Origin of the sequence: Comamonas testosteroni ATCC 11996 (genome assembly GCF_000241525.1) — a bacterium.
GTDB classification, from domain to species: Bacteria; Pseudomonadota; Gammaproteobacteria; order Burkholderiales; family Burkholderiaceae_C; genus Comamonas; species Comamonas testosteroni.
The window spans coordinates 41,622-53,688 of sequence record NZ_AHIL01000020.1; the positions used below are offsets into that span (position 1 = coordinate 41,622).

The following is a 12,067-nucleotide window of genomic DNA, read 5'->3' on the forward strand; positions in this document are numbered from 1 at the left end:
AGCCCATGAACCCTTCCCTCAAAGTCCTGATCGTTGAAGACGATGCCGATGTCGCCATGGCCTGCGAGCAGACCATGCGCCTGGAGGGTCTGGACTGCATCTGCGTGAGCAGTGCCGAGCAGGCGCAAAAGCACCTGTCTCCGGATTTTGCCGGCATCGTGGTCAGCGACATCCGCTTGCCGCAGATGAGCGGCCTTGGGCTGCTGGCCGCCGTGCGCGTGCTGGACGCCGAGCTGCCCGTGATTCTCATCACCGGACATGGCGATATCTCCATGGCCGTGCAAGCCATGAAGGATGGCGCTGCCGATTTTCTGGAAAAGCCGTTTGCGCCCGAACGCCTTGTGGAAGCCGTGCGCCGTGCGCTGGAGCGCCGTCGCCTGGTGCTGGAGGTGCGCAGCCTGCGCCAGCAGCTGCAAAGCCGGGATGTGCTGCAGCACCAGTTGCTGGGGCGCTCGCTGCCCATGCAGCAGTTGCGCAGCACATTGCAAAGCTTGGCGGCCAGCGAGGCCGATGTGCTGATCTGGGGGGAAACGGGCACCGGCAAGGAAAGAGTCGCGCGCAGCCTGCATGAATCCAGCCGGCGCAAGAGCGGCAATTTTGTCGCCATCAATTGCGGCGGCCTGCCGGAGACGCTGTTTGACAGCGAAATGTTCGGCAGCGAGGCCGGGGCCTTTACCGGCGCGGGCAAAAAGCGCATCGGCAAGATCGAACATGCCAGCGGCGGCACCTTGTTTCTCGACGAGATCGAAAGCATGCCCCTGGCCATGCAGGCCAAGCTGCTGCGCGTGCTGCAGGAAAGAGTGCTGGAGCGTCTGGGCTCGAACACGCTCATTGCCGTCGACTGCCGTGTGATTGCTGCGACCAAGGTCGATTTGCTGGAACTCAGCCGCCAGGGCCTGTTTCGCGCCGATCTTTACTACCGTCTCAATGTGGTGACCGTGAACCTGCCCCCGCTGCGCGAGCGCCGCGAGGATGTTGCGCTGCTGTTCGAGCATTTCGCGTTGCAGGCCGCCGCCCGCCACCAGCGGCCCGTGGCCGAGCTGACGCCGCAGCGTCTGCAGGCGCTGCTTGCCCACGACTGGCCAGGCAATGTGCGCGAGCTGCGCAACACGGCCGAGCGCATCACGCTGGGGCTGGATGCCGGCCTGTCCCCGTCCGGTACGGCGCCCGAGGCTGCGGCTTCGCTGGCGGCGACCATGGAGTCCATAGAACGCTCCCTGATTTCCGAAGCCTTGCGCAACAACGAAGGCAGCCTGACGCGCACGGCGCAGGCGCTGCACACCCCGAAGACCACACTGCACGACAAGATTCGCAAGTACGGGCTGTGACCAGGCTGTGACCAGGCTGTAGCCGGGCTGTGGCCGAGCCATGACGCGGCTGAGCAGGCTCGCTGTTGCGGGGCTTGCGCTGCGGAGTGAAACCCGCGTCCCGCTACACTGAGGCATGCGTGAATTGAAGGTCATGGTCGTCGGTGCTTACGGCTTCTTCGGCAGTCGGCTGGTTGCCAGGCTGGCCAGGCAAAGCGGTTTGCACATCGTGGTGGCAGGGCGCTCGGCCTCTGCGGCGCAGGCGCTGGTTGAAAGTCTGGCCCCGGGCGCTTGCTCAAGCCTGAGCCACGCGGTGGTGGACGTGATGGCGCCGGGTCTGGAGGACAGGCTCAAGGCGCTGGAGGTGGATGCACTCATTCACACTTCGGGCCCGTTTCAGGGGCAGGACTACCGCGTGGCGCTAGCCTGCGCCCAGGCCGGCGTCCACTATGTGGATCTGGCCGATGGGCGTGACTTTGTCTGCGGCATCGATGTGCTCGATCCGCAGGCCAAAGCTGCGGGCGTGCTGCTGCTCAGCGGTGCCAGCTCGGTGCCAGCGCTGTCCTCGGCGGTCGTGGATGCGCTGGCTTCGGGCATGGCTCGCGTCAGCGATATCGACATAGGCATCAGCCCGGGCAATCGTACGGATAGAGGCCTGTCCACCGTCGCAGCCATCCTCAGCTATTGCGGCAAGCCGCTGCCTGGCTTGGGGCAGCAAGCCTTGATTGGCTGGCTGCGCAGCTATGGACACGACTATCCGGCTCCTGTTGGGCGGCGGCTGCTGTCGGCCTGCGATATCCCGGATCTTGCGCTGCTACCGCCTCGCTATGCAGGAAATCCGTCCATCAGATTCGGTGCCGGGCTTGAGCTGTCGTTCTTGCAGCGCGGGATGAATGCCATGGCCTGGCTGGCCCACAGAGGGCTGGTGCAGGACTGGTCTGTACATGCCCGCCGACTCAAACGCATGGCGGACTGGTTCAAGAACTGGGGCAGCGATGCAGGGGCCATGCATGTCACGGTCGGTGGCCTGGATGCAAAGGGGCAAGCCTGCCAGCGCGGCTGGGTGCTTATGGCGGGCTCGGGCGACGGGCCTTATGTTCCCACGCTAGCCGCCTGTGCGCTGGTACGCAAGCTGGCTGCGGGTGCACCGCTGGAGCCTGGCGCCAGGCCTTGCATGGGGCTGCTGACGCTGCAGGACTTTGTGGCCGAAGCGCAGGGACTGGATATTCAGATCAGGGAGATTGCTTGATGATGCCAAGCGCTTCGTTGTTTCAGCAGGCGATGGGCGATGAGTTCAGCAAGCTCGATGCCGCCCTGCAGCGCTTTCATGGCCTGCAGGGCGAGCATGAGCTTGAGGGCCGGGTGCAGACCGGCGCTCCCCGGACTCTGGCGGCCAAGCTGCTGGCGCTGGCTCTGGGCACGCCACGCACTGCCAGCGAGGGGGCGATTCATTTCGAACTGCAGGCCAGTCCCAAGGCGGAAACCTGGGTTCGCATCTTCCCCTCGCAGCTCATGCGCTCAACCATGCAGTTGCACAATGGCCATCTGATCGAGCGCCTTGGCCTGGCGCGACTTTGCTTTGCCTTGCAGGCGGTGGATGGACGGCTTCTCATGCGACTGCAGCGTCTGTACTTTCTGGGCTTCCCGTGCCCGGGCTGGCTTGCACCGCGCATCGTGGCCGAAGAAACCGGGGCAGGGGAGCATATGCAATTTCATGTCGAAGCGGCCGTCCCCCTGATTGGCGTGGTGGCCAGTTATCGTGGCTATCTGTTGCTGCCCGAGGAGCAAGCATGATTGTGGTCTTTGATGGGCAATGTCTGTTGTGCAATGGCTGGGTGCAGTTCTTGCTCAAGCACGACAAGCAGGGCATTTTTCAGTTCGCCGCCATACAGGGCGAAGTCGGCGGCAAGCTGTTGGCTGATGCAGGCTTGCGCATGGAAGGTCTGCAGACCTTGCTGCTGGTGGACGGCCAGCACTCCTGGCAGCACACGGATGCCATCTTGCGCGTGCTGCACGCACTGGGCTGGCCCTGGCGACTGACAGCGGTGATCAGGTTGATACCTGCTGCATTGCGCGATGCGCTCTACCGCATGATCGCCAGAAACCGCTATCACTGGTTTGGCAAAAGCGAGCAGTGCATGCTGCCGGATCCTGCTGTGGCTGCCCGCTTTCTGGACTGAATTCCGAATGAAAAGCGGTATCGCTCAGCGAGCATGGGGATCAATGCGATTGGCAGATGCGCAATCAGGCATGCTCTGGCGGCATGGGTGGAATATTCAATAAGGCTTGGTACTTTTTCTGCAGCTCGCCAAAGCGTTGCAGCGTCGGCAGCACAGCCTGCATATTCAACGCCTTGTGCAGCAGCGGCAGTTGTTGCCTGCCGAGATTGCTCAATGACTGGCTTGCCTCGTGAAAGCAGGCTTCGCCTTTTTCATCCTCGTAGTACAACTGCTCCAGCTCAAGCCAGCCTGTGTAATAGCCGTAGTCAAAGAACTCCTGAAAGTTCTCGGCAATCACCCAGCTCAATTCGTTCACGCAGGGCAGTGTCATGACGATGGGGCAGGCGCTAGCGGGCAGGCGCTCATCGACCAGATAGCTGTAATGAACACTGTCGCAGCCCGTGGTCGCAAACGTCATCACATTGCGCGGCGTGCACCAATCGATGTAACCCGGTACGGGGGGGATCTCCAGCCGCAGGCCGCAGTCTCCAAAAACGGCTTCGGGCGACAGGCCGAACTGCGGGCCCATGGCCGCAGCTGCGTCATACAAAGTCTGCAGCGGCGCAGGAATCTGGAAGGGCGGAATTGCATTGCGCATTGCAGCATATTAGCAACGCCGATTAGGCGGCCCGGCGCTTACTCATTAGAATCGGCTCCTTATCAGTCCTTCTTGATGCTGCTGCTCGAAGGTGCGTTGCATCTCCCAGATTCGGAGATGCGCTGTTGCGTACCTGTTTTTATCAGCATCATGCCGCATTCTTCCGGGAAGCTTTCCCGACTGCAAAAAGCTCTGTCACGTCAGGGCATCCAGGTCTCGTACCGAGACAATATCTATCAAATCCATAACGAGCAGGCAGCGGCCACCATTTTGTTGCCCGACAGCCTGCCGCTGGAGCACAAGGCCGTTAGTCAACTGCTGGACTTCGCCTCGGTTGCCGACCCGCAAGGCCATGGCGCGGTCTGCAAGGCCTGTGCCACGCCGGACTTTCACCCCGGCAGCATTGCGCCTGTGGGGGCGGTGGTGGCCACGTCGCCAGACTTCGTGATTCCTGCGGCCATCGGCACGGACATCAATTGCGGCATACGCCTGCTGAGCACGGGCCTGACGCAGGCGCAGGCTGAGCTGCACAAAAGCACCATCGTGCGGCGGCTGACCCGCGTCATCTTGCAGAACGGGCGCGATGTGCCCGTGCGCAGCGCAGGCTTCAAGGCGCTGTTTGATGAGGGTCCCCAGGCCTTTATTGAACAGTTGCCTGACGTGGGTCTATGGCAAGGCGTGAACCGCGACCGCCTGCAAGCCGAACTGGCCGAGTGCGTGGGCCTGCAAGGCTTTGCGGGCCAGAGTCGCTACGCGCCTGAAGCCCTTTTGCAGGCGCGCGAGCTGCTGCGCCCGCCGTCTGCCGCGGACCTGGGAAGCGGTAACCACTTTCTGGAGTTCTGCGTGGTCGAGGAAGTCTACGACCGCCATGCCGCCTATGCCGCGGGGCTCAGGAAGGGCGATGTCACGGTGATGATCCACACTGGCTCGCGCGATGTCGGCTTTTATGTCGGCCGCCGCTGGATGGAGCTGGCCAGGCAGCAATGGCCGCAAGGCATCAAGCACCCTCAGCATGGTCTGTATGGCCTGAGCGGTGCGCTGGCGCAGGACTATCTGCAAGCGATGGGCGTGGCTGCGCGCTATGCGTGGTTCAACCGCATGGCGCTGGCGGAGCTGGTGCGCAAAGAGCTGGCAGGCATTGCCGCGCCCGATGCATCGCGCCTGATTGTGGATGTGCCCCATAACGTGGTGATGACCGAGGGCGAGTTCAACGTACACCGCAAGGGCTCCACTCCCGCGCATGAGGGCCAGTGGGCGCTGATTCCGGGCTCGATGGGCGATTACTCTTTCCTCGTCAAAGGTCTGGGCCATGAAGACTGGCTGCGCTCCTGCAGCCATGGCGCGGGCCGCCAGGTGCGTAGACAGGACACGCGGCGCATGAAGCAGCCGTTGGTCGAATCCGTCTGGCAGTGCATCACCTTGCGTGAAGAGCGACTGATCGAGGAAGCGCCCAGCGCCTACAAACCCGTAGGGCCGGTGCTGCAGGCGCAGGAAGAGGCGGGGCTGATTCGTGCGAGTGTGCGGTTGAAGCCCTGGTTGACTTTCAAGGCCTGAAGTTGAAGCCGCTGCCAGCGCTTGATGGTCAAGTGCTGGCAGCAAGGCTGTTCGACGATTCGGGCGTTCGAGGAAGATGAAGCGCAATCGATACGTGGCAGGCAATCAGATCAATGCTTCAAGTCCGTCACGTCATAGACATGGCTGTCTCGATTTTCTGCAACTTCACATCTTGCGGCTGCATGGGTTGTGCCTGTATCGCATGCACAGCTCTGGTCGCACCCCGTAATGCCCGGTGCGCCGGCTTATGGTGCTGGAACAGTGCAGGTAAAAGTGCCGGTAGCGGTGCCGGTAACGAATTCGTTCATGAGCCCCAGCCATCGACCGTGTGAGATGCAGCAGTCATTTTTCGATCAATACTCGCTGCTGCAGGTCGCTCATACCTGTGGCCGCATCAACAAACCATGAACATGACCGCCAGCTTTACTCTCACTCCCGCCGACTTTCTTCGCCTGCAGAAAATGGTTTCGCGGCGCTGGCATCAGAAGGCTGGGATGCTTTCCTGGCCGTTCCTCTTGCGGGTTGTGGTGTGGCTTTGCATTGGCCTGGCTGGTGCAGCCTACGCACGACTGATGCGTGAGTTTCCTGAGGTCTCCGGCCCACTGGGGCAGGTTGCCTGCCTTCTGGTCGTCGCTTTGATCGCCGTCGTGACAATGCCTTACCTGTCGCAGGCATCCATGCGCAAGCTCATGCTCCTGCCGGATGGAGCGTTTCTGTCGCCGCAAACGGTCACGCTCTCGTCGGATGCCATCAGGGTAGCCTCGGTTCGCGGAGACACGATACTGCCGTGGTCAGGAGTGCTGTCGCTTGCCGAAGATGACGTGAACTACTATCTGTTCATCGACGCCATGCAGGCTCTGGTACTGCCTAGGGCAGCCATTGCCAGCATGGCTGCAGAGTTTGAGCAATTCACGCGCCATCTCAGGGCCTCTGCGATTTAAGTCTTTGTTCTTGCAGATGCCTGCGCAGTCATGGCTGCAGCCTGAGGCACAGGGGCCAGGCTTGCATGCCTCCAATACCGTCCCGCACGGCAGGCGGCGTCAGCAGCAATTGAAGTGAAGCGGTTGCCCACCTGATCTTTGCAGCGGCCTGCTGCTAATTTTCTGGTGTCTGCTTGTGCTCTTGAAGCTTCAAGGCCTCACGTCGCTGGATTTCATCCACCAGTGCCCTGAACTGGCGTTTCAGCAGCTGGCGCAGTACCGGTTTGCCGACCAGCGGCGGGATGGCGAAAGCAGGGACCAGGCGAGCGCTGTAGGCCAGGCGTACCCGGCCGTCGGCTTGGGTTTCCAGGGTATAGCTGCCGTCCATCTGCTTGAGGTTGCCGCCGATCGCATGCGCGGTGATGCGCTGCTGCGGCCATTCGGTTACAGCCAGTCTGACCTCGATTGCCTGGCGAAAAAACAGAAACCCCAGACTGCCTTTTTGCTCCAGCAGCACTTGGTTGCCGTCGCGTTGCAGCACACGCGAGCTTTGCATATCCGGCACAAAGTCGGCCAGATGGTCGTAGTCGGAAATCACGCTCCAGGCCGTGGCCAGCCTGACTTGCATGACGGTCCAGGCATTCACCGTCATGGCCTCATTGTTCTCGGCAGTCTCTATGCGCAGCTCCTGTGCCGAAACCTGGACACCGCCGCAAAGCAGGGCCACCGCTGCACCGCAGGCACCCACAAGCGCTGTTCTCATGACCGGGGTTCCTGCTTCTGAGGTGGCACTGCGCGCACTTCGAAGTTCAATTCGAGCCTGTCGCGGACCTGGATTGCACCGCCCAGGATGGACAAAGGCGTGATGCCAAAGCTCGATTGATCGATGCTCAGCGAGCCGCTGATATGGAGTTCGCCTGGCGTCTTCCGGATTCGGGCCGGTGCACTCAGGCTGCGTGTGACGCCGTGAAGAGTGAGTTCCAGGGCCAGCAATACATCGCCGTCTGCTTGCGGGGACGCATGTGCCTGGATCAGTGCAAACGGATGGACCGAGGTTTGCAGCAGCTTGCTCAGCATATTGGCACGCGTCGCTTCAATATCGGCAGCGCTGGGCTGGGTGTCCAGAGCCGCCTTGGCACGCAGAGCGGGTTCGTCAACCGATAGCCTGTCCAGCGCCACATAAAGATCGGCGCGGCCAAGCTGAGGGGCCACATAGCCTTGCAGCTCATGGCTGGCAATCACATGGTCGTGCCCCAGTCTGGCCAGAGCGCCAGCGCGTCGAACGGTGATCGAGACCAGGGAATGCGAGGAATCGATCTGAAGCACCGACTGGCCCCGTGCAGCAGCATCGGCATAGAAGGCCGCAGGAAAGTCCGCAGGCCTTGCCGTCGGGCCGGGAGGCTGCGCTGGCTCGATGCCAGGTTGCGAGCAGCCTGTGATCAGAGCGAACAGGACTGCAATCAGCTGTCTGGGCAATGTCATGGCAACTCGCGCAGTTGGACACGAAATCTCACTGTCACTGCGTCTCCCACGGCATTGCTGCTCTTCCACTTTCCTGTGCCGATATCAAATATCGAGCGATGGGTAACGAATTCGCCTTCCATGCGGCGTTCCTCGGGCTTCCACCTGAAGGGCAGCACAAGCGGCTGTCTGCGGCCTTTGAGCAGCAGGGTGCCACGTGCCAGGTGGCCGGCTGCGCCGGGGGCGTCGAGAATCTCGCTGGCATCAAAGACTGCCTCGGGATAACGCACATAGTCAAACCAGTCCTTGCCGGCGATGGCCTGGTTGATGTCCGGATTGGCCATGTCGGCGCTGCTGATGCGAATGCGGACATTCAGCCTGTTGCTGCCTGGCTTTTGAGGGTCGAAATCAAAGCGAACCCGGAAGTCCTTGAACACGCCGGTGACCGGCGTTTGCTCGAAAGTGGCGGTGAATTCCAGTCGGTTGTCGCCACCGGGCTTGAGCTCCCACGAGGTGGCATGAGCTGCGGTGGCACAGAGCGTGGCGAGCAGGGCGGCGAGGCAGCAAACGGTATTGCGCATCTGGATGACCTCCGGCAAACAGCGTTTTGCCGGGTTGGCCGCTGCTCTGCGAGGGATGATGCTCCATTGCGATGCAAGTTGCAGCGATTGCCCCCTCGAGTTACTGCTTGTTGCTTCAGGCTTTTTTCTCGCGCGGCACCCGGCCCATCAGATAGAACTCGGGATTGGGCTGCATGCCCGCGAAGCTGGCCATCCGGTTGGACAGTCCGAAGAAGGCGGTAATGGCCGCAATGTCCCAGATGTCTTCGTCGTCAAAACCGTGAGGGTACAAGGCTTCGTAGTCGGCATCGTCGATTTCGGCGCTGTGCAGACAGACCTTCATGGCAAAGTCCAGCATGGCCCGCTCGCGCGGGCTGATGTCGGCCTTGCGGTAATTGACTGCCACCTGGTCGGCAATCAGCGGCTTTTTCTCATAGATGCGCAAGATGGCGCCATGAGCCACTACGCAATACAGGCACTGATTGGCAGCGCTGGTGGCGGTGACGATCATTTCGCGCTCGCCCTTGCTGAGACTGCCGTCTTCCTTGAGCATCAGCGCATCGTGGTAGGCAAAGAAGGCGCGCCACTCGGCCGGCCGGCGAGCAAAGGCCAGAAAAACATTGGGAATAAAGCCCGACTTTTGCTGTACCTCGGCGATACGTTGCCTGATGTCTTCAGGCAGGCTGTTCAGATCGGGAAAGGGGTAGTGGCTTTTCATGGTGCTTGTCTCCTTTGGTGTTTTGCTGATAGGTGCCAACCATGACAAGCATGGCACGGGTGAGCGCTCCAAAGCTGTCGTTTGCGTTGCAGATGCTGCTATGGCGGCCATTGCGGCTATTGGGCTTGTCGGGCTTTTCCTGTCAGATGCTGACATTCATCAGATCCGACGTAGCCGGTGTGCCGGTGGCGATCAGCAGCAGGCCCAGGACAAGCAGCACGCAGCCCAGACTGCGATCTACCCATGGGCGTATGGCTTGCACCTTGGGCTGGAGCATCGGGGCAGAGAAAAAACAGGCTACCAGCGCAAACCACAGCATGTGGGCCATGGCGACGAAAAGGCCGTAGGCCAACTGGGTGGGCATGGGCACGGCAGGGCCGACGATTTGCATGAACAGGCTGAGGATGAACAGCGCTGTCTTGGGGTTGAGTGCATTGGTCAGAAAGCCCAGGACGAAAAGCGAGCGGCCTGGCGCATGGCCTTTGGCTGCATTGGGCTTGCCTGGTTCGGCACTGGATCGGGACTCTGGCCGATCGCCGTTTGCACGGCTGGCACCGCGCCAGAGAGAAATTCCGAGCCACACCAGATAGGCTGCGCCCGCATATTTGAGCAGATTGAAAAGCCAGGGCAGGCGTTGCAGGACCATGCCCAGTCCCAGCAGGGTGTAGGCCACATGGATCAGAACGCCGCAGCCGATGCCCAGCGCCACCCAGAGACCCGCACGGCGCGATTCCATCAGGCTGGTGCGGGTGACCATGGCGAAGTCGGCGCCGGGGCTGATGACGGCGAGAGAGGTAACGAGAATCACGGTGGGCCAGGCGTTCATACAGTGTATTGGTTGAGTTCAAATATCAGTTTGTGAGATGGCTCTGTTGCACGAGAATGGCAATCAGTGCCCTGTAGCTGTGAACTCTAGGGCGATCAAAGTTTTTTGAATAACGATGATTTCTCAAGAAAATAGTGATTCAGACTCACATATTTCTGCCGGCAGTCCACAACGAATGCCTTCGCTGGTCGCTTTGCGCTGTTTTGAAGCGGCAGCGCGGCTGGAGAGCTTCAGCCGCGCTGCCGATGAGCTGCACCTGACCCATGGAGCCATCAGCCGCGCGGTGCGCTCGGTGGAGGAGGAGTTGGGGGCGCAGCTGTTCGAGCGCCGCAATCGCCGTGTCTTTCTCAATGCAGCGGGGAGGCTGTTGTTCGACGGGGTGCATGCCGGTCTGGGCCAGATGGCACGTGCGGCCGAGGCAGTGCGGCAGCAGGCGGCTGGAAGGCCGTTGCTGCTGTCGTGCGAGCCCACGCTGCTGATGCGCTGGCTGATTCCGCGCTGGGGCGACTTCCAGGCACGCTACCCGCAGCACACCGTGCATCTGGTTGCGGGCGGCGGTGCCGTGGAATGGGGGCGCGGCATCGATCTGGCCATTCGGCGCAACGACTTTGACTGCGGTCGCAATGTCCAAATGCAGCCCTTATGCGCAGAGCGCATGGGGCCGGTCTGCCATCCGGACCGCCTGGCGCATTTCTTTGCGTTGCAGTCCGATGGCGGTCTGGCGCTTCATGGCGATGCAACGCTCTTGCACAGCAAGACACGACCCAAGGCCTGGGAGGATTGGTGGAAAAACCGGCCAAATCAGCCTCCCACCCAGATCCAGCAGGCGCAAGCAGCAGGTGATCTGGTGCTTGAGCATTTCTACCTGAGTTTGCAGGCAGCAGCAGCGGGCCTGGGCGTGGCCATGGGTCCGCAACTTCTGGTACAGGACGATATCGCTGCCGGCCGGCTGGTGGCCCCAATGGGCTTTGTGCCAGACGGCTCGCACTACTGCCTGCTGGCCGTACAGAGTTGGGGAGCGGGCTCGGTGCAGCAACTGCTGGCCGACTGGATAGCGCAGCAGATGAAGAGCTGAACGCAGGCCGACGGGGGCATAGGATTTCGGGCCCGGGCATGCCCGCTTCTTGCCTGACAATGCGCTTTGTTGAAAAGCAATGGATATGCAATGAGCAACGACGCACAAACCACCGACTGGGCTGCCTGGAGCCGTGAGGCCGTTGAAATGATGCAGGCCCGCAATGCACAGTGGCCCCAGGAATTCGGCTTGCAGGGCAGCCCCAGGTACCGCTGGGATCTCGATCGCGCCCTGCTGGCGCTGGAAGCTCCGCTGCATGAGGTGATTGCCACGGTCTGCCTGGTGGGAACCAGCAGCGAGCAGGACGGCAGCTTTGTCTGGAGCTGGGCCAACGAAGCCATTCCCAAGCAGCATGGCCAAGCGCTGGAAGTCGTGCATGAGTTCGGCCGCCAGAACCAGCTCGCACTGCTCACCACGGCCCGGATTCCCGGCGGCCGTCCCGAGGCCATGGAGTGCATGTGCATTGCCGCCCGCCTGCAGCGCGCCGTAGGTACCTTCATCGACCAGCAGGGCGATGTAACCCTGTACTTCACCTTGCTGCACCTGCAGGTTGCGGTCGAGCAGCAGCAGCCGGCCAATTGAAAGCCGCAACAGGATTGTTGACAGAATGCGGACGGGGCCGCCTATAGACTGGCACCCTCAAAAATCTGAAAAGGTCACCCCATGAAAACGATGTTTGCTTTGGCAGCGGCCATGTTTGTGCTGAGCGGCTGTGCTGTCTATGACAGCCGCGGCGGATACTACGACGATGGCTACAAAAAGCCTCATCCCCACGGCTGCCCACCGGGCCAGGCCAAGAAAGGCAACTGCTGAAATTGCCCGCTCAGAA

The 12,067-nt window shown here is 61.4% G+C and carries 15 protein-coding genes; 9 read left to right on the plus strand and 6 right to left on the minus strand.

The features are described from left to right. Positions 1-5 precede the first annotated feature (5 nt). From CTATCC11996_RS08030 to CTATCC11996_RS08045, 4 genes are all read left to right on the plus strand, one after another. Positions 6-1,328 carry a sigma-54-dependent transcriptional regulator gene (locus tag CTATCC11996_RS08030; RefSeq protein WP_003074969.1) on the plus strand — a complete coding sequence of 441 codons (1,323 nt, stop codon included), beginning with the start codon at positions 6-8 and terminating at the stop codon, positions 1,326-1,328. 115 nt (positions 1,329-1,443) lie between these two features. Next, positions 1,444-2,556 carry a saccharopine dehydrogenase family protein gene (locus tag CTATCC11996_RS08035; RefSeq protein ID WP_003074971.1) on the plus strand — a complete coding sequence of 371 codons (1,113 nt, stop codon included), beginning with the start codon at positions 1,444-1,446 and terminating at the stop codon, positions 2,554-2,556. Beyond that, positions 2,556-3,101 carry a DUF4166 domain-containing protein gene (locus tag CTATCC11996_RS08040; RefSeq protein WP_003074973.1) on the plus strand — a complete coding sequence of 182 codons (546 nt, stop codon included), beginning with the start codon at positions 2,556-2,558 and terminating at the stop codon, positions 3,099-3,101. The genes CTATCC11996_RS08035 and CTATCC11996_RS08040 overlap by 1 nt, the downstream gene beginning before the upstream one ends. Then, positions 3,098-3,487, plus strand: a complete 390-nt coding sequence (locus CTATCC11996_RS08045; RefSeq protein ID WP_003074975.1) for a thiol-disulfide oxidoreductase DCC family protein — start codon at positions 3,098-3,100, stop codon at positions 3,485-3,487. Before CTATCC11996_RS08040 ends, CTATCC11996_RS08045 begins: the two co-directional genes overlap by 4 nt. A gap of 64 nt (positions 3,488-3,551) precedes the next feature. On the opposite strand, the gene CTATCC11996_RS08050 is transcribed toward CTATCC11996_RS08045, so the two are convergent. Next, positions 3,552-4,124 (minus strand): hypothetical protein, encoded by a 573-nt coding sequence (locus CTATCC11996_RS08050; RefSeq protein WP_003074976.1) that lies wholly within the window; start codon positions 4,122-4,124, stop codon positions 3,552-3,554. A 75-nt stretch (positions 4,125-4,199) separates the two neighbouring features. Between CTATCC11996_RS08050 and CTATCC11996_RS08055 the strand changes: the two genes are divergently transcribed. Both CTATCC11996_RS08055 and CTATCC11996_RS08060 read left to right on the plus strand, forming a co-directional pair. Continuing rightward, positions 4,200-5,678 (plus strand): RtcB family protein, encoded by a 1,479-nt coding sequence (locus CTATCC11996_RS08055; protein WP_003074979.1) that lies wholly within the window; start codon positions 4,200-4,202, stop codon positions 5,676-5,678. Positions 5,679-6,082: 404 nt separating this feature from the next. Continuing rightward, complete coding sequence (locus CTATCC11996_RS08060) at positions 6,083-6,619, plus strand: YcxB family protein (RefSeq protein WP_003074981.1); 537 nt, start codon at positions 6,083-6,085, stop codon at positions 6,617-6,619. A gap of 154 nt (positions 6,620-6,773) precedes the next feature. Here the strand turns inward: CTATCC11996_RS08060 and CTATCC11996_RS08065 are convergent, their stop codons facing one another. The 5 genes from CTATCC11996_RS08065 to CTATCC11996_RS08085 form a co-directional block, all read right to left on the minus strand. Then, positions 6,774-7,361: an SRPBCC family protein gene (locus CTATCC11996_RS08065; protein ID WP_003074983.1), complete on the minus strand. Its 588-nt coding sequence runs from the start codon at positions 7,359-7,361 to the stop codon at positions 6,774-6,776. Beyond that, positions 7,358-8,080: a YceI family protein gene (locus tag CTATCC11996_RS08070; RefSeq protein ID WP_003074985.1), complete on the minus strand. Its 723-nt coding sequence runs from the start codon at positions 8,078-8,080 to the stop codon at positions 7,358-7,360. Before CTATCC11996_RS08070 ends, CTATCC11996_RS08065 begins: the two co-directional genes overlap by 4 nt. Then, positions 8,077-8,640 (minus strand): YceI family protein, encoded by a 564-nt coding sequence (locus CTATCC11996_RS08075; RefSeq protein ID WP_003074987.1) that lies wholly within the window; start codon positions 8,638-8,640, stop codon positions 8,077-8,079. The genes CTATCC11996_RS08070 and CTATCC11996_RS08075 overlap by 4 nt, the downstream gene beginning before the upstream one ends. 115 nt (positions 8,641-8,755) lie before the next feature. Further along, a complete protein-coding gene (locus CTATCC11996_RS08080) occupies positions 8,756-9,337 on the minus strand; it encodes a peroxidase-related enzyme (RefSeq protein ID WP_003074988.1) in 582 nt (193 codons plus the stop codon). A 142-nt stretch (positions 9,338-9,479) separates the two neighbouring features. After that, positions 9,480-10,163 (minus strand): LysE family translocator, encoded by a 684-nt coding sequence (locus CTATCC11996_RS08085; protein WP_003074990.1) that lies wholly within the window; start codon positions 10,161-10,163, stop codon positions 9,480-9,482. Positions 10,164-10,338: 175 nt separating this feature from the next. Here CTATCC11996_RS08085 and CTATCC11996_RS08090 point away from each other — a divergent pair, with 175 nt between their 5' ends. From CTATCC11996_RS08090 to CTATCC11996_RS25865, 3 genes are all read left to right on the plus strand, one after another. Continuing rightward, positions 10,339-11,238, plus strand: coding sequence for a LysR substrate-binding domain-containing protein (locus tag CTATCC11996_RS08090; protein ID WP_003074992.1), 900 nt, complete (start codon positions 10,339-10,341; stop codon positions 11,236-11,238). 90 nt (positions 11,239-11,328) lie between these two features. Beyond that, on the plus strand, positions 11,329-11,820 hold the full coding sequence (locus tag CTATCC11996_RS08095; protein ID WP_003074994.1) for a DUF6882 domain-containing protein: 492 nt from the start codon (positions 11,329-11,331) through the stop codon (positions 11,818-11,820). Positions 11,821-11,901: 81 nt separating this feature from the next. Then, positions 11,902-12,051 (plus strand): hypothetical protein, encoded by a 150-nt coding sequence (locus tag CTATCC11996_RS25865; RefSeq protein WP_003064948.1) that lies wholly within the window; start codon positions 11,902-11,904, stop codon positions 12,049-12,051. Positions 12,052-12,067: the final 16 nt, after the last annotated feature.

What these genes read in the sequence shown, in the direction of transcription:
- CTATCC11996_RS08055 (WP_003074979.1), top strand. Translation starts at nt 4,200, where the DNA reads ATGCTGCTGCTCGAAGGTGCGTTGCATCTCCCAGATTCGGAGATGCGC.
- CTATCC11996_RS08070 (WP_003074985.1), bottom strand. Translation starts at nt 8,080, where the DNA reads ATGACATTGCCCAGACAGCTGATTGCAGTCCTGTTCGCTCTGATCACA.
- CTATCC11996_RS08095 (WP_003074994.1), top strand. Translation starts at nt 11,329, where the DNA reads ATGAGCAACGACGCACAAACCACCGACTGGGCTGCCTGGAGCCGTGAG.
- CTATCC11996_RS08060 (WP_003074981.1), top strand. Translation starts at nt 6,083, where the DNA reads ATGAACATGACCGCCAGCTTTACTCTCACTCCCGCCGACTTTCTTCGC.
- CTATCC11996_RS08045 (WP_003074975.1), top strand. Translation starts at nt 3,098, where the DNA reads ATGATTGTGGTCTTTGATGGGCAATGTCTGTTGTGCAATGGCTGGGTG.
- CTATCC11996_RS08040 (WP_003074973.1), top strand. Translation starts at nt 2,556, where the DNA reads ATGATGCCAAGCGCTTCGTTGTTTCAGCAGGCGATGGGCGATGAGTTC.
- CTATCC11996_RS25865 (WP_003064948.1), top strand. Translation starts at nt 11,902, where the DNA reads ATGAAAACGATGTTTGCTTTGGCAGCGGCCATGTTTGTGCTGAGCGGC.
- CTATCC11996_RS08090 (WP_003074992.1), top strand. Translation starts at nt 10,339, where the DNA reads ATGCCTTCGCTGGTCGCTTTGCGCTGTTTTGAAGCGGCAGCGCGGCTG.
- CTATCC11996_RS08030 (WP_003074969.1), top strand. Translation starts at nt 6, where the DNA reads ATGAACCCTTCCCTCAAAGTCCTGATCGTTGAAGACGATGCCGATGTC.
- CTATCC11996_RS08080 (WP_003074988.1), bottom strand. Translation starts at nt 9,337, where the DNA reads ATGAAAAGCCACTACCCCTTTCCCGATCTGAACAGCCTGCCTGAAGAC.
- CTATCC11996_RS08075 (WP_003074987.1), bottom strand. Translation starts at nt 8,640, where the DNA reads ATGCGCAATACCGTTTGCTGCCTCGCCGCCCTGCTCGCCACGCTCTGT.
- CTATCC11996_RS08035 (WP_003074971.1), top strand. Translation starts at nt 1,444, where the DNA reads ATGCGTGAATTGAAGGTCATGGTCGTCGGTGCTTACGGCTTCTTCGGC.
- CTATCC11996_RS08050 (WP_003074976.1), bottom strand. Translation starts at nt 4,124, where the DNA reads ATGCGCAATGCAATTCCGCCCTTCCAGATTCCTGCGCCGCTGCAGACT.
- CTATCC11996_RS08065 (WP_003074983.1), bottom strand. Translation starts at nt 7,361, where the DNA reads ATGAGAACAGCGCTTGTGGGTGCCTGCGGTGCAGCGGTGGCCCTGCTT.
- CTATCC11996_RS08085 (WP_003074990.1), bottom strand. Translation starts at nt 10,163, where the DNA reads ATGAACGCCTGGCCCACCGTGATTCTCGTTACCTCTCTCGCCGTCATC.